Genomic DNA, 15,412 nt, shown 5'->3' with positions numbered 1-15,412 from the left:
CACCGCACGGGAGGCCCCACGTGATCCGCACCCGCTCCGTCCCCCGCCCGGCCCGGACGGCCGCCGGGATCCTGCTCGCGGCCGCCGTGCTGACCGCGTGCGGAGGCTCGCCGGCCCACCAGGGCGCGGCGGCGGTGGTCGGCGACGAGCGGATCCCGATCGCGGCCGTGCAGGCCAAGGTCACCGAACTGCGGGACGCGGCGGCCGCGGCCTCCCCGGGCGGCAGCGGCACCGGCACCGAGCAGGCCGGCCTGGTCCGGCGGACGGTCGCCGAACTCGTCCTCGACCGGGTGATCGCCCGCGCCCTCGCCGACCGCGGCCTCACCGTCTCCGAGGGCGAGATCGCTCAGGCCCGGCAGGCCGACGCCCAGCTGCTCGGCGGCGACGCGGCCCTGCAGCGCCAGCTGCTGCTCCGCCAGGGCGTCGCCCCCGCCGACGTCCCCGGCTTCTACCGGCAGCAGATCGGCATCAAGAAGATCGCCTCGGCGGCCGGCCAGGACGCCCGGACCGAGCCGGGCGACGCCGTGGTCCGCAAGGCCCTCGCCGACGCCGGCCGGGAGCTCCGGGTCGAGGTCAACCCCCGCTACGGCCGCTGGGACCCGCAGCAGATCGCCCTGGTCGACAGCACCACCGACTGGCTGCCGCAGCGCGCGCCGTCCGCCTGACCGGTCCGCCCGCGGCGCCCGGCGGGACGCGTCGGGGCGCCGCCGAGGGACGGTAGGTTCGGGGGTGTGGAGACTCCGAAGCTGATCCTGCTGACCACCACCCACCGGGTCGCCCCCGGCCTGCTGTCCTGGCCCGCCTGGGAGGCCCTGCGGTCGGCCGGCCGGGTGCTGGCCGCCGACCCGGAGCACCCGCAGCTGCCCGCGCTGCGGCAGGCCGGCGTCGAGGTGGAGACCGTCGAGCGGACGTCCGCTCCGGCGCTCGCCCGGATGCTGGCCGAGGCCGCCCCGGTGGTCTGGCTGGGCAGCCCGGACGGCGACCCGGGCCTCACCGACGCCCTGGCCCGGCTCGCGGTGGAGGAGGCGGGCAGCGTCCCCGAGATCGAGCTGCTGCCCGGCTCGTACGACCTGCCGGGCGCGCGGCTGCTCGACCTCGCCTCGGTGATGGACCGGCTGCGCTCGCCCGGCGGCTGCCCCTGGGACGCCGAGCAGACCCACGAGTCGCTGGTGAAGTACCTGGTCGAGGAGGCGTACGAGCTCGTCGAGGCGATCGAGGAGGGCGACCGGGAGACGCTGCGCGAGGAGCTCGGCGACGTCCTGCTGCAGGTCTTCTTCCACGCGCGGATCGCCGAGGAGCACCCGGAGGACCCGTTCTCCGTCGACGACGTGGCCGGCGACATCGTCGAGAAGCTCATGTACCGCCACCCGCACGTCTTCGGCGACGTGGAGGCCACCGGCTCCGACCAGGTCGAGGCCAACTGGGAGCAGCTGAAGGCCGCCGAGAAGCAGCGGGAGTCGGTGCTGGACGGCGTCCCGTCGGGCCTGCCCGCCCTCGCGTACGCGGCCAAGCTGGTGTCCCGGGTGCGCCGGGCCGGCTTCACCGCCGTGTCGGACGCCCCGTACGAACTGCCGCGGGAGCTGACCGCGGAGAACGCCGGCGAGCTGCTGCTGGCCGTGGCGCAGCGCGCCTACGACGCCGGCGTGGACGTCGACGCGGCGCTGCGCGGTGCCGCGCGGCGCTACCGGACGGCGGTGCGGACGGCCGAGGGGCTGTCGGACTGACGCTGCGGCGGGACGACCTCGCTGATCGCCTCGCCGACCAGGGCGAGCAGCTCGGCCAGCGGGGCGAGGTTGTCGTCCAGGTCGGCGAAGGAGACGATCCGCTCGCCGTGCGGGCCGGCGACGGCGAAGAGGTCGATCCGGCCGAGGTGCTTGCTCGCGGTGTCGACCAGGGCGGCGACGTCGCTGGGCTGGTGGACGTCGCCGCTGACGCCGACGACCGGGCAGCCGGGGCGGTCGAGCTCGGTGGCGAGGTCCTCCGCGACACCCGGGCGCAGATCGGCGACGAGCATGCCCGCGGCGCCCGCGGCGGCGAAGCGGCGGGCCAGGTCGGCCCCCTCGCCCCCGCTCAGTACGGCGATGACGACCACTGCCCCGGCTACTCGCACGGCCTGCTCCTCTCTGAGCACGACACCCCGCGGGCGGCTCCGCACGTCCGCCCTCACGGTTATCGGAGGATCGTAGGCACCTCGCGACCCTCCGCAACAGGGATTACCCCCCAGGTGACCAGGCTCACGCCCGTCCGGGCCGATCGGATCCGGCCGTCCCGCACGGGCCCTCGGGCAGCGCCTCCCGACGGCGCCCGCGCGGGCCGGGCGGGCCGGTCGGGCACCGTCGGGAGGGGCGCCCGGCAGCGGATACGGTCGGGGCATGCCGGAGACCCCCCGACCCGACGACCGACCCGAACTCTTCACCTGGGAGTTCGCCGCCGACCCCTACCCCGCGTACGCCTGGCTGCGCGAGCACGCGCCGGTGCACCGCACCACGCTGCCCAGCGGGGTGGACGCCTGGCTGGTGACCCGGTACGCGGACGCCCGGCAGGCGCTCGCGGACGCCCGGCTCTCCAAGAACCCGGTGCACCACAGCGAGCAGGCGCACCGCTCCGGCAGGGTCGGCATCCCGGGCGAGCGGCAGGCCGACCTGATGACCCACCTGCTGAACATCGACCCGCCGGACCACACCCGGCTGCGCCGGCTGGTCTCCAAGGCGTTCACGCCGCGCCGGGTGGCGGAGTTCGAGCCGCGGGTGCAGCAGCTCACCGACCGGCTGATCGACTCCTTCGCCGGGCGCGGCACGGCCGACCTGATCCACGAGTTCGCCTTCCCGCTGCCGATCTACGCGATCTGCGACCTGCTCGGCGTGCCGCCGGAGGACCAGGACGACTTCCGGGACTGGGCCGGCATGATGCTGCGACACACCAAGCCGGGCCAGCCCGGCGGGCAGCGCGGCGGCGTCGGCCGGGCCGTGAAGCGGATCCGCACGTACCTGGCGGAGCTGATCCACCGCAAGCGGGCCGACCTCGGCGACGACCTGATCTCCGGGCTGATCCGGGCCAGCGACCACGGCGAGCACCTGACCGAGAACGAGGCCGCGGCGATGGCCTTCATCCTGCTGTTCGCCGGCTTCGAGACCACCGTCAACCTGATCGGCAACGGCCTGCACGCCCTGCTGCGCAACCCCGGGCAGCGGGCGCTGCTGCAGGAGTCGGTGGCACGCGGCGAGAGCGGCCTGCTGGAGACCGGCGTCGAGGAGCTGCTGCGCTACGACGGGCCGGTGGAGCTGGCCACCTGGCGGTTCGCGACCCGGCCGCTGACGATCGGCGGGGTGGAGATCCCGGTCGGCGACCCGGTGCTGGTGGTGCTGGCGGCGGCCGACCGCGACCCGGCCCGGTTCTCCGACGAGAACACCCTGGACCTCGCCCGCGCCGACAACCCGCACCTGGGCTTCGGCCACGGCATCCACTACTGCATCGGCGCCCCGCTGGCCCGCCTGGAGGGCCGGGCCGCCCTGGCGACGCTGCTGACCCGGCTGCCGGACCTCGCCCTGGACGCCGACCCGGCGGACCTGCGCTGGCGCGGCGGCCTCATCATGCGGGGCCTGCGCGAGCTGCCGGTCGCCTTCACCCCGGCAGGGCCGTCCGGGCGGCGCGACACGGTCTGACGGTGTGTCGCACCGGTCGGATCCGGTCGGATCTGAACACTCGTCAATCAGGAGACACCTGCATCGTTCGTGGGCGATTATCGGCTCTCCGTAATTGCTCCGTGATACCCGCGATATGAGCTTGTGATCGGTCGTTCGATCTGCTTACTCTCCCGAACAGTCCGCAGCCGCGGACCCCGGCACGGCAACGCCGAATCCTGTCCGCCGTGCCCGGGCCTCACGACCGAGACCCAGGACAGGGGCGGGGGAACCACGTTCGTCGCCGTCCCCACGGCTAGGGGTGAAGCCGCGTCAGCAGGGCCCCTCCTGCGGCCGCGGCCGGGCCAGCCTCCCGGTCCGAACCCGACAGCTCACCTCGCAGGCGTTCGGAGAGGGACAACCCATGCTCTTCACCGGACCTGGCCGCCACCGCCGCAGGACGTCCGCCGAGAAGGCGGTCGCCGTCGCGGGTGTCACGGGTGTCGGCCTCGCCCTGCCGCTGCTCACCGCGGGCGGAGCCCATGCCGCCCCCGTCTCGATCTGGGACAAGGTCGCCCAGTGCGAGAGCGGCGGCAACTGGAGGATCAACACCGGCAACGGCTTCTACGGCGGGCTGCAGTTCACCGCCCGGACCTGGAAGGGGTTCGGCGGCGCCCGGTACGCCCCGCTCGCCCACCAGGCGAGCAAGAGCGAACAGATCGCCGTCGCCGAGAAGGTGCTGGCCTCCCAGGGGCCCGGCGCGTGGCCGGTGTGTTCCAAACGCGCCGGCCTGACCCGCGCGTCCGCCGGGAGCGGCGGGACGCGCAGCGGCACCGGACAGACGCAGGCCCCGGCGGCCCCGTCGTCGCCGTCGCCACAGTTCCCCGGCCGCGGCGGCTTCGACGCGGACTCCGGCGTGTACTGGTACCAGAAGGACGACCAGTGGTACTGGACGGCGCACCAGGAGGTCTACGAGCGCCACCTGCCGCCGGCGCCCACCGGGCCGGCCGACCCGGCCGACGACGGCGCCGACGAGGGCGCCCGCACCCTGCAGGCCGTTCCGGTGCCCTCCCTCGGCCGCGAGCAGTACACCGTGCAGGAGGGCGACACGCTGTCCGGCATCGCCGCCGCGCACGGGCTGCCCGGCGGCTGGGAGCAGCTGTACACGAACAACCGCGAGGCCGTCGGCGCCGATCCGGACCTGATCCTGCCCGGCCAGCAGCTGCGCCTGGCCTGACGGTCCGGCACGGTACGAACGGTCCGTCCGCCCGCGGGGCGGCACCCGCGGGCGGGCGGCCGGTTTTGTGGTCCTTCAGGTGAACTACCGGCGAGTAGACCGGCCACACGGTGAGACAGGGCCATGCGCGGCACGGCCCGGTGGGCCCGTGCGGTTAGGCTCTGGTCGTAACGACCCTCATCCGCTTCCGCTAGGAGATGCCTCGTGCCGTCCATTGATGTCGTCGTAGCCCGCGAAATCCTCGACTCCCGCGGTAACCCCACGGTCGAGGTCGAGGTCGGCCTCGACGACGGCAGCACCGGTCGTGCCGCTGTCCCGTCCGGTGCCTCCACCGGTGCCTTCGAGGCCCTGGAGCTTCGCGACGGCGACAAGAACCGCTACTTCGGCAAGGGCGTGGAGAAGGCCGTCCTCGCCGTCATCGAGCAGATCGGCCCGGAGCTGGTCGGCTACGACGCCACCGAGCAGCGCCTGATCGACCAGGCCATGCTCGACCTGGACGCCACCCCCGACAAGTCCTCGCTCGGCGCCAACGCGATCCTCGGCGTCTCCCTCGCCGTGGCGCACGCCGCCTCCGAGGCCAGCGACCTGCCGCTGTTCCGCTACCTGGGCGGCCCCAACGCCCACGTGCTGCCCGTCCCGATGATGAACATCCTCAACGGCGGCTCGCACGCGGACTCCAACGTCGACATCCAGGAGTTCATGATCGCCCCGATCGGCGCGGAGTCCTTCTCCGAGGCCGTCCGCTGGGGCGTCGAGGTCTACCACACCCTCAAGGGCGTGCTGAAGGAGCGCGGCCTGTCCACCGGCCTCGGCGACGAGGGCGGCTTCGCGCCGAACCTGGACTCCAACCGCGAGGCGCTCGACCTCATCGTCGAGGCCATCAAGAAGGCCGGCTACACCCCGGGCAAGGACGTCGCGCTCGCCCTGGACGTCGCCTCCTCCGAGTTCCACAACGACGGCGCCTACACCTTCGAGGGCAAGGCGATCTCCTCCGCCGAGCTCATCGACTACTACGCCGAGCTGGTCGCCGCGTACCCGCTGGTCTCCATCGAGGACCCGCTGGACGAGTCGGACTGGGACGGCTGGAAGGCCATGACCGACAAGCTGGGCGACAAGGTCCAGCTGGTCGGCGACGACCTGTTCGTCACCAACCCGGAGCGCCTGCGCCGCGGCATCGAGACCGGCACCGCCAACGCGCTGCTGGTGAAGGTCAACCAGATCGGCTCGCTCACCGAGACCCTGGACGCCGTCGAGCTGGCCCAGCGCAACGGCTACCGCTGCATGATGTCGCACCGCTCCGGCGAGACCGAGGACGTCACCATCGCCGACCTCGCCGTCGCCACCAACTGCGGCCAGATCAAGACCGGCGCCCCGGCCCGCTCCGAGCGCGTCGCCAAGTACAACCAGCTGCTGCGCATCGAGGAGATCCTCGACGACGCCGCCGAGTACGCCGGCCGGGGCGCGTTCCCCCGCTACAAGTACGAGGGCTGAGGCTGACACCCGCGCGCTGACACACGGCCGCTGGACCGGTGCCCCGGCAACCACCCCGTAGGGTGGGGGCCGGGGCACCGGCGTGAGCAGGAGGGGTACGAGCGATGTGGAAGATCCCGGGACTGGCGGGGCGTCCGCGCTTCACCAGCCGCGCCACCGTGCTCGTGCTCGTCCTGTGCTCGCTGGTGGCGATACTCGCCTACCCCACCCGGCAGTTCCTGACGCAGCGCTCGGAGATCGCCGACCAGCGGGCCAGGGCGGAGCACGCCCGGCAGCAGGTCGACGAGCTCCGGCGGGCGAAGGCCCGCTGGCAGGACCCGGAGTACGTGAAGGCGCAGGCCCGCGAGCGGCTGCACTTCGCGATGCCCGGCGAGACCCCGTTCGTCTCGGTCGACCCCTCCGCCTCCCCCGGCCCGGCCTCCGCCGACGCGCTGCCCACCGGCCCGGTCAGGGCGGCCAAGCCCTGGTACACCACCGTCCTCGAGTCGGTCGACCTGGCCGACTCGACGCCCGCTCCTCACGAAGACAGCACGCCATGACCTCTGAACAGCACCCCGCCACCGACGGCACCGTGTCGGACGCCGACGTCGCCGCCATCGCCGCCCAGCTCGGCCGGGTCCCGCGCGGGCTGCGCGGGGTGGCCCACCGCTGCCCCTGCGGCAACCCCGACGTGGTCGAGACGGCACCCCGGCTGCCCGACGGCACGCCCTTCCCGACGCTCTACTACCTGACCTGCCCCAAGGCGGCCTCGCTGATCGGCACCCTGGAGGCCGACGGCGTGATGAAGGATCAGAGCACCCGCCTCGCCGAGGACCCGGAGCTCGCCGCCGCCTACCGCGCGGCCCACGAGGACTACATCGCCCGCCGCGACGCCATCGAGGTGCTGGAGGGCTTCCCCAGCGCCGGCGGCATGCCCGACCGGGTCAAGTGCCTGCACGTGCTGGTCGGCCACTCGCTGGCGGCCGGCGAGGGCGTCAACCCGCTCGGCGACGAGGCCATCGGCATGCTGGAGGACTGGTGGGCCAAGGGCCCGTGCGTCTCCCCGGCCGAGGTCGAGGCGGCCGGCGAGCGGGTCCTGCGCAACCGGGCCAAGGAGCAGGACCACGCCGCGGTCATCGCGGCCAAGGAGCAGAAGACCGCCGAGCGCGCCGCCAAGCGCGCCCGCGCCGAGGAGGAGGACCAGTGACCGCCACCCGGGTCGCCGCGATCGACTGCGGCACCAACTCGATCCGGCTGCTGATCGCCGACCTCGACCCGGCGACCGGGGAGATCGCCGACCTCGACCGCCGGATGATCATCAACCGGCTCGGCCAGGGCGTCGACTCCACCGGCCGGCTCCACCCGGACGCCCTGGAGCGCACCTTCGCCGCCTGCCGCGAGTACGCGGAGATCGTCGCGGCGCACGGGGTGGGCCCGGAGCGGATCCGCTTCGTCGCCACCAGCGCCTCCCGCGACGCCGAGAACGCCGCGGAGTTCACCGAGGGCGTGCGCGGCATCCTCGGCGTCGTCCCCGAGGTGGTCAGCGGCGACGAGGAGGCCCGGCTCTCCTTCACCGGCGCCACCAAGGAGCTCACCGGCGGCTCCCTCAAGCCCCCGTACCTGGTCTTCGACCTCGGCGGCGGCTCCACCGAGTTCGTGCTCGGCGGTGACGAGGTGCAGGCCGCCCGCTCGGTCGACATCGGCTGCGTCCGGATGACCGAGCGGCACTTCGGCGGCGCCGAGCTGCCGACGGAGGATCAGATCGCCCGGGCCAAGACCGACATCCTCGCCGCGCTGGACACCGCCGCCGAGACGGTGCCGCTCACCGAGGCGGCCACCCTGGTCGGCCTGGCCGGCACCGTCACCACCGTGGCCGGCATCGTCCTGGGCCTCCCGGAGTACGACTCCGGGAAGATCCACCACGCCCGGCTGGACGTCGAGCAGGTCCGCGCGACGGCGACCCGGCTGCTGCACTCCACCCACGCCGAGCGGATGGCGATCCCGGTGATGCACCCGGGCCGGGCCGACGTGATCGCCGCCGGCGCCCTCGTGCTGCTGGAGGTCATGGAGCGCACCGGCGCCGCCGAGGTGGTCGTCAGCGAGCACGACATCCTCGACGGCATCGCCTGGAGTATTGCCCGCTGACCACTGCGGGGGCTTACCCGAACGGCCCCGGAGCGTCGCGATGCCACCCGGCAGGCGCCCGGGGCCGCCTGCTGCGCGGTGTGTCGCCAGAACCTTCGTGAATTTCTTCACATGGCCGACCAGCCTTTCGACGCACTCCGGTGTCCGCTCCGTCCGTTATGTGGGACCGAAGGTCGCCCTCCGTGTTCAGCCAGCGGATCGCAGGCAGGGCTCGCCGATGGCCGATGGATTCGAAATTCCGCCCGGGAACTCGGGCGCCACCGGGATCGTTGCTGCTCAGCAGGGCCGTGACCCCCCGCGGCATCACTCCGCACCCCCCGCCGCCGTGAGCGGGCCGCCACACCCCCGAAATGCGGGCGCGCAGTGTAGCAGGGGGTGTCCAGAGGCTTGTGACGGGCCTCACGAAGTGCCCGTCAGATGGGGGTGGATACTTTCCGATATGAGCACCACGGAGCGTCCTCGCATCCTCATTGTCGGCGGTGGTTACGTCGGCCTGTATGCCGCGATGCGCATCCTCAAGAAGATGCGCTACGGGGAGGCGACCGTCACGGTCGTCGACCCGCGGTCCTACATGACGTACCTGCCCTTCCTTCCCGAGGCGGCCGGCGGCAACGTCGCGCCCCGCAACCTCGTCGCGCCGCTGCGCAGCGCCCTCAAGAAGGCGGAGGTGCTCACCGGTGCTGTCACCGGTGTGGACCACGCCCGCAAGGTCGCCACCATCCAGCCCGCGGCCGGCGACTCGTACGAGCTGCCCTTCGACTACCTGGTCGTGGCCACCGGCTCGGTCTCCCGCACCTTCCCGATCCCCGGCCTCGCCGAGCACGGCATCGGCATGAAGACGGTCGAGGAGGCGATCAGCCTCCGCAACCACGTCATGGCGCAGCTCGACAAGGCCGAGTCCACCGCCGACGCGGACGTCCGCCGCAAGGCCCTGACCTTCGTGGTCGTCGGCGGCGGTTTCGCGGGTGTCGAGACGATCGCCGAGATCGAGGACATGGCCCGCGACGCGGCGAAGATCTACAAGACCGTCAGCCGCGACGACATGCGCTTCATCCTGGTGGAGGCGGCCAACCGCATCCTCCCGGAGATGGGCCCGGACCTCGGTCTGTGGACCAAGGAGAAGCTCGAAGAGCGCAACATCGAGATCTACATCGAGACCTCGATGGACTCCTGCGTCGACCAGCACGTCGTCCTGAAGAACGGTGTCGAGGCCGACGCCTCCACCATCGTCTGGACGGCCGGCGTCAAGCCGAACCCGGTGCTGTCGAACTTCGGCCTCCCGCTCGGCCCCCGCGGCCACGTGGACACCGCGCCGACCCTGCAGGTCCAGGGCTTCGACTACGTCTGGGCCGCCGGCGACAACGCCCAGGTGCCGGACCTCGCCGTCGGCGAGGGCGCCTGGTGCCCGCCGAACGCCCAGCACGCGGTCCGTCAGGCGCTCGTCCTGGCCGACAACGTGGTCTCCGGCATGCGGGGCTTCCCGCAGAAGGAGTACAAGCACAAGAACCTCGGTGCGGTCGCCGGCCTCGGCCTGCACAAGGGCGTGGCGATCCTCTTCGGCAAGTACAAGCTGAAGGGCCGTCCGGCCTGGTGGTTCCACCGCCTGTACCACGGCAGCCGGGTGCCGACCATGAACCGCAAGATCCGGGTCTTCACCGACTGGACGCTGGCGATGTTCCTCAAGCGCGAGACCGTCGGCCTCGCCGAGATGGAGAAGCCGTTCGAGGCGTTCCAGGAGGCCGCCGGCCCCGCCAAGCCGATCCCGGCCCAGGCGAAGCCGGCCGTCGAGAAGGAGCTGGCCACCAGCAAGTAAGCGACTGTGGCCCCGGCCGAGCAGGCCGGGGATGAGTCGGAGGCCCTCCGCCCGGCAACGTGGCCGGACCACGACCTCCGTGGTGCTCAGCCGGCCGTGCGAGTCGGGCGGAGTACAGAAGTGACCGAAGGCCCCCGCCGTAACCGGGCGGGGGCCTTCGGCGTGCCCGGGCCCGTCCGCGGGGCGACCGGCGCCCGGGGCGCGGGGCCGCAGCAGGCCCGGGAACGCCGCAGGCCCGGGAACGCCGCAGGCCCGGGAACGCCGCAGGCCCCCGGCACCTCCTCGGTGCCGGGGCCCTGCGGACGGTGCGTCAGTCCGTCTTGATGGCGCCCAGGATGTCCAGGCGGGCGGCCCGGCGGGCCGGCCAGATGGCCGCCACCATGCCGACCAGCCCGGCCAGCGCCAGGAAGAGCAGCAGTTTGCCGTAGGGGAGGACGGTGGCGAGGCCCGGCAGGCTCGACTCCAGGGTGCCGTTGACCGCCCAGGCCAGGAAGCAGCCGAGCAGGACGCCGATCACCGCGCCGAACATCGAGATCACCACGGACTCCAGGCGAACCATCCGCTTGACGCCCCGGCGGTCCAGGCCGATCGCCCGCAGCATGCCGATCTCCCGCTTGCGCTCGAAGACCGACATCGCCAGCGTGTTCACCACGCCGAGCACCGCCACCAGCACCGACATCGCCAGCAGGCCGTACATCAGGTTCAGCATGAAGGTGATGATCTTGCTGAACTCGTCCCGGATGTCCTGCTTGGTCTTCACGTCGATCACCGGGTTGCTGCCGGTGGCGTCCTTGATGGCCTTGCGCAGGCCGTCGCTCGGGCCGTCGGCGGCCTTCACCAGGATCTGGGTGACGTACGGGTCCTCGCTGTGCTTGAAGACCTCGGTGTTGGCCATCACGACCGGGGAGAGCAGCTCGTTCTTCCGGAAGACGCCGCCGACGGTGACCCGGGCGGTGCTGCCGTCCGGGTACTCCACCGGCAGGACGGTGCCGACCGCCCAGCCGTTGCCCTTCGCCGTCTCGGCCTGGACGAGGACCTGGCCCTCCTTCAGCGAGGCCGCGGAGCCGCTGTCCAGGGTGAGCGCGACGACCTTGTCGACCGCGCCGGCGTCGACGCCGCTGATCGCCCGCTCCGAACCGCCCAGCTTCCAGTAGACGTCCGACATCGGGCTGACCGCGGCCACCCCCGGGACCTTGGCGACCGCGGCGGCCAGCTTCGGGTCCGGCGAGATGCCGTTGGCGGTCTTGATGCTGTAGTCCGCCGTCATGCTGCTGGTGACCGACCGGTCGACGGCGTCGCCGACCGAGGCGCCCAGCACCGTCAGCGAGCTGACCAGGGCGAGGCCGATGGTGAGCGCGGCCGCGGTGGCCGCGGTGCGGCGCGGGTTGCGCACCGCGTTCTGCTGGGCCAGCCGGCCGGCGGTGCCCGCGGAGGCCCGCAGCAGCGGGCCGACCAGCGCGATCACCGGGCGGGACAGCAGCGGCAGCAGGATGAAGATGCCGATCAGGGCGAGGCCCGCGCCGGCCGCCACCGGCACCCGGCCGGAGGAGTCGCCGGACGCGGCGCCGAGCGCCACCAGGCCGAGGCCGCCGGCCGCGATCAGACCGCCGATGACGTTCCGGACGATCAGGCTCTTCTGCGGGGCGGGCTGGTCGCCGCTGCTCATCGCGGCGACCGGGGCGATCCGCGAGGCACGGACGGCGGGCAGCAGCGCGGAGAGCGTCGTCACGACGACGCCGACCACCAGCGAGACCGCCACCGTCGCGGGCGCGACCACCAGGGGGCCGGCCGGCAGGCCCGCGTCCAGCGCGTCGAGCAGCGCCCGCATGCCCGCGCCGATCCCGATACCGGTGGCGAGGCCGGCCGCCGAGGCGATGACGCCGATCAGCAGCGCTTCGATCAGCACCGAGCGGGTCACCTGGCCGCGGCCGGCGCCGACCGCGCGCAGCAGCGCCAGCTCACGGGTGCGCTGGGCGACCAGCATGGTGAAGGTGTTGGCGATGATGAAGATGCCGACGAAGAGCGAGATGCCGGCGAAGGCGAGCAGCGCCGTCTTCATGCCGGTGGTGCCGTCGGCGATCATCCGGGTCTGGCGGTCGGTCAGCTCCTGGCCGGTCTCGGCCTGCATCTGGCCCTCGCCGGGCAGTACGGCGGTGATGCTCCGCAGCAGCTCGTCCTGCGAGGTGCCGGGCTTCGCGGTGACCGCGACGGTGCTGTACTGGCCGGGGGCGAGCAGCAGCTTCTGCGCGGTGGCCCGGTCGAAGAGGGTCAGCGTGCCGCCCGACTCCACCTCCGGGTCGTCGGTGGTGAAGACGCCGACCAGGGTGCGCTCGGCGGCCGGGCCGTCGGAGGCGATCCGGACGGTGTCGCCGACGTGGTATCCGCCCTTCTCGGCGGTGCGGCGGTCGAGCGCGATCTCCTGCTCGGCCTGCGGGCCGCGGCCCTCGGCCATCGGGTAGCGGGTGTCCTTGCCGGAGGCGTCCGGGGCGTAGTTGCTGCCGCGGGAGCTCCAGCCCTGGCCTATCAGGTCGCCCTTGCGGTCGGCCACGCCGACGAAGCCGCTGACGTTGCCGCGGGCGCGCTCGGTGCCGGGCAGCGCGGCGATCTTCGCGACGGTGTCGTCGGTCAGCTTGCCCCGGTTCGGGCCGCTCCGGTCCTTGGCGCGGAAGGGCGAGTCCGCCACCGGGTCGGTGACCAGGACGGAGATGTCCGAGTAGCTCTTGGAGAGGCTGTTCTTCATGGCCTCGCCGAGCGTGTCGGAGAAGACCATGGTGCCGGCCACGAAGGCCGTGCCCAGCAGGACGGCGAGCGCCGTCATCAGCAGTCGGCCCTTGTGGGCCAGCACGTTGCGCAGTGCGGTGCGGTACATGGCTGTGTGTGTCCTGGAGGTGTGGGTGCGGGCGGGCGGCGGACGCCGTGTCAGCTGGTGCGGCCCTTGGCGTCGAAGCGGCGCATGCGGTCCAGGACGGAGTCGGCGGTCGGGGCGGTGAGCTCGTCGACGATCCGGCCGTCGGCGAGGAACACCACGCGGTCGGCGTACGAGGCCGCGACCGGGTCGTGCGTCACCATCACGACCGTCTGGCCGAGCTCGCGCACCGAGTTGCGCAGGAAGGAGAGGATCTCCGCGCCGGAGCGGGAGTCGAGGTTGCCGGTCGGCTCGTCGGCGAAGATGATCTCCGGCTTGGAGGCCAGGGCGCGGGCGCAGGCCACGCGCTGCTGCTGGCCGCCGGAGAGCTGGGAGGGGCGGTGCGAGAGCCGGCCGGAGAGGCCGACGGTGTCGACCACGCGGTCCAGCCACTGCCGGTCCGCCTTGGTGCCGGCGATGTCCATCGGCAGGGTGATGTTCTCCAGCGCGGTCAGCGTGGGCAGCAGGTTGAACGCCTGGAAGATGAAGCCGATCTTGTCCCGGCGGAGCTTGGTCAGCTGCTTGTCGCGCAGCCCGACGAGCTCCGTCCCGCCGATCGTGGCGGAGCCCGAGGAGACCGTGTCCAGGCCGGCCATGCAGTGCATCAGGGTCGACTTGCCGGAGCCGGACGGGCCCATGATCGCGGTGAACTCGCCCTGCCCGAAGGCCACGCTCACGCTGTCGAGGGCGACCACGCGGGTCTCGCCCTCCCCGTAGACCTTGCTCAGACCGGTGGCGCGGGCGGCCGCCTGGCCGGTGCGGGCGGCGGGTGCGGTCGTCGTGGTCACGGGGGACTCCTGTCGGGAGGGTGCGGGATCGTCCTTACGATCCTCCCGTATGTGATCATGGAATCCGTCGATCCGCCGAACGGTTGCGCCGACCGCCGCCAGGCGTATCCGGAGGCCGCCCTTCTCCTCCTGCGGTATGACACCGACCCTGAGGGCGAGGTGGCCGGATATCGCCCGGTCGGTGGCCGAATCGTGGACTGTTCGTCAGATGGCAAGGAAACATGACAACTTCCGGTGGTCGGAACATGCGAAACGGGGACCTTGGCGACTAGGCTCGGGGGCAGCCCGCACACGGGCGCGCGGTTCACGCCCGGGTGGTGGAACGCAGACACGGGCAGCTTAAAACTGCTTGGCCGCGAGGCCGTGCCGGTTCGAGTCCGGCCCCGGGCACCACATCCCGCAGCACCTCCGACCGGGCACGCGGCGCCGCCGGCCCCCGCGCGGCCCGCCCGGTCCTCCGCCGGAGATCCTCCTCGCGGCGTACGCGCACGCCTTTGCCAAACCATTACCCTGGTCCGGTGGGCAGCGCCGTGCCGCCCCGGAGGGAATGAGATGAGAAGCAGCAACCCGGTCTTCTCGCGGGAGGGGTCCTTCACCCGCGACACCGGATACGCGGGGTTCGACGCCACCCGGCAGCCCCACGCCGCCGACCCGTACGCCAACAACCCCTACGCGGCCAACCCCTACGGCGCCAACCCGTACGCGCGTCCCGAGGGCGCCCAGCTGACGGACGACCAGCTGGCCGAGATGTACCGGGCCCCCTCCGCGGGCCCGATGCAGACCGGCCGGATGACCATGGACGACGTGGTCGCCCGGACGACGCTCACCCTGCTCGCCCTGGTCGGCGCCGGCGCCGTCGCCTGGTTCGCGCTGCCGGACGAGGGCTACGCCTTCGCCGCCGGCGCCGCCGGCGCCGCCTTCGCCGCCTTCGTGGTCGGCCTGGTCATCACCTTCAAGCGCAGCGTCAGCCCGCCGCTGATCCTCGCCTACGCCGCCCTGGAGGGCTTCTTCCTCGGCGCGATCACCAAGGTCTTCAACACGATCTGGCCCGGCATCGCCGTCCAGGCCGTGCTCGGCACCGCGGTGGTCTTCGGCGCGATGCTGATCGCCTACAAGAGCGGCCGGATCCGGGTCACCCCCCGGTACACCCGGATCGGCCTCGCCATCGCGATGGGCTTCGTCGGCCTGCTGCTGGTCAACATGATCGCCTCGATGTTCGGCGCCGACCTCGGTCTGCGCTCCGGCCCGCTCGGCATCGTGGTCGGCCTGATCGGCATCGCCCTCGGCGCGTTCTTCCTCTCGCTGGACTTCGCCGAGATCGAGCACGCGATCCAGAACGGCGCCCCCGAGCGCGAGGCCTGGCGCGCCGCCTTCGGCCTCACCCTCTCGCTGGTCTGGATCTACCTGGAGATGCTGCGCCTGATCGCCATCCTC

The 15,412-nt window shown here is 72.8% G+C and carries 14 protein-coding genes, 1 tRNA gene and 1 riboswitch; of the genes, 12 read left to right on the top strand and 3 right to left on the bottom strand.

Annotated features, from left to right (window positions below; translation table 11 throughout):
* Positions 1-20: 20 nt before the first annotated feature.
* Positions 21-665, top strand: a complete 645-nt coding sequence (locus ABD353_RS30010; RefSeq protein ID WP_344626826.1) for a SurA N-terminal domain-containing protein — start codon at positions 21-23, stop codon at positions 663-665.
* 66 nt (positions 666-731) lie between these two features.
* Complete coding sequence (locus ABD353_RS30005) at positions 732-1,724, top strand: nucleoside triphosphate pyrophosphohydrolase (RefSeq protein ID WP_344626825.1); 993 nt, start codon at positions 732-734, stop codon at positions 1,722-1,724.
* Here the strand turns inward: ABD353_RS30005 and ABD353_RS30000 are convergent.
* Positions 1,682-2,110: an SDR family NAD(P)-dependent oxidoreductase gene (locus ABD353_RS30000; RefSeq protein WP_263103896.1), complete on the bottom strand. Its 429-nt coding sequence runs from the start codon at positions 2,108-2,110 to the stop codon at positions 1,682-1,684. The genes ABD353_RS30005 and ABD353_RS30000 overlap by 43 nt on opposite strands.
* 262 nt (positions 2,111-2,372) lie before the next feature.
* Between ABD353_RS30000 and ABD353_RS29995 the strand changes: the two genes are divergently transcribed.
* The 7 genes from ABD353_RS29995 (at position 2,373) to ABD353_RS29965 (ending at position 10,285) form a co-directional block, all read left to right on the top strand.
* A complete protein-coding gene (locus ABD353_RS29995) occupies positions 2,373-3,662 on the top strand; it encodes a cytochrome P450 family protein (RefSeq protein WP_344626824.1) in 1,290 nt (429 codons plus the stop codon).
* Positions 3,663-3,873: 211 nt separating this feature from the next.
* Positions 3,874-4,040, top strand: a riboswitch (cyclic di-AMP (ydaO/yuaA leader).
* Between the two features lie 4 nt (positions 4,041-4,044).
* Positions 4,045-4,857, top strand: a complete 813-nt coding sequence (locus ABD353_RS29990; protein ID WP_344626823.1) for a LysM peptidoglycan-binding domain-containing protein — start codon at positions 4,045-4,047, stop codon at positions 4,855-4,857.
* A 204-nt stretch (positions 4,858-5,061) separates the two neighbouring features.
* A complete protein-coding gene (gene eno, locus ABD353_RS29985; protein WP_030270828.1) occupies positions 5,062-6,348 on the top strand; it encodes a phosphopyruvate hydratase in 1,287 nt (428 codons plus the stop codon).
* 104 nt (positions 6,349-6,452) lie between these two features.
* The gene (locus ABD353_RS29980) at positions 6,453-6,887 is read left to right on the top strand and encodes an FtsB family cell division protein (protein ID WP_344626822.1); all 435 of its coding nucleotides are present in this window, start codon (positions 6,453-6,455) and stop codon (positions 6,885-6,887) included.
* Positions 6,884-7,534 carry a DUF501 domain-containing protein gene (locus ABD353_RS29975; protein ID WP_425555284.1) on the top strand — a complete coding sequence of 217 codons (651 nt, stop codon included), beginning with the start codon at positions 6,884-6,886 and terminating at the stop codon, positions 7,532-7,534. Before ABD353_RS29980 ends, ABD353_RS29975 begins: the two co-directional genes overlap by 4 nt.
* Positions 7,531-8,472: a Ppx/GppA phosphatase family protein gene (locus ABD353_RS29970; RefSeq protein WP_344626821.1), complete on the top strand. Its 942-nt coding sequence runs from the start codon at positions 7,531-7,533 to the stop codon at positions 8,470-8,472. Before ABD353_RS29975 ends, ABD353_RS29970 begins: the two co-directional genes overlap by 4 nt.
* A gap of 439 nt (positions 8,473-8,911) precedes the next feature.
* Complete coding sequence (locus tag ABD353_RS29965; protein WP_344626820.1) at positions 8,912-10,285, top strand: NAD(P)/FAD-dependent oxidoreductase; 1,374 nt, start codon at positions 8,912-8,914, stop codon at positions 10,283-10,285.
* A gap of 310 nt (positions 10,286-10,595) precedes the next feature.
* Here the strand turns inward: ABD353_RS29965 and ABD353_RS29960 are convergent, their stop codons facing one another.
* Positions 10,596-13,154: an ABC transporter permease gene (locus tag ABD353_RS29960; RefSeq protein WP_344626819.1), complete on the bottom strand. Its 2,559-nt coding sequence runs from the start codon at positions 13,152-13,154 to the stop codon at positions 10,596-10,598.
* 50 nt (positions 13,155-13,204) lie between these two features.
* Positions 13,205-13,978, bottom strand: a complete 774-nt coding sequence (locus ABD353_RS29955) for an ABC transporter ATP-binding protein (protein WP_344626818.1) — start codon at positions 13,976-13,978, stop codon at positions 13,205-13,207.
* A 51-nt stretch (positions 13,979-14,029) separates the two neighbouring features.
* On the opposite strand from ABD353_RS29955, the gene ABD353_RS29950 reads away from it, so the two are divergent.
* The 3 genes from ABD353_RS29950 to ABD353_RS29940 all read left to right on the top strand — a co-directional run.
* Complete coding sequence (locus ABD353_RS29950; RefSeq protein WP_344626817.1) at positions 14,030-14,203, top strand: hypothetical protein; 174 nt, start codon at positions 14,030-14,032, stop codon at positions 14,201-14,203.
* An 83-nt stretch (positions 14,204-14,286) separates the two neighbouring features.
* Positions 14,287-14,371 (top strand) — tRNA-Leu (locus tag ABD353_RS29945).
* Between the two features lie 159 nt (positions 14,372-14,530).
* Positions 14,531-15,412, top strand: an 882-nt coding sequence (locus ABD353_RS29940) for a Bax inhibitor-1/YccA family protein (RefSeq protein ID WP_344626816.1), incomplete at its 3' end; no start/stop codon positions are given.

Origin of the sequence: Kitasatospora arboriphila (assembly GCF_039528095.1) — a bacterium.
GTDB lineage: Bacteria > Actinomycetota > Actinomycetes > Streptomycetales > Streptomycetaceae > Kitasatospora > Kitasatospora arboriphila.
This window is presented reverse-complemented; position numbering and strand designations above follow the sequence as displayed.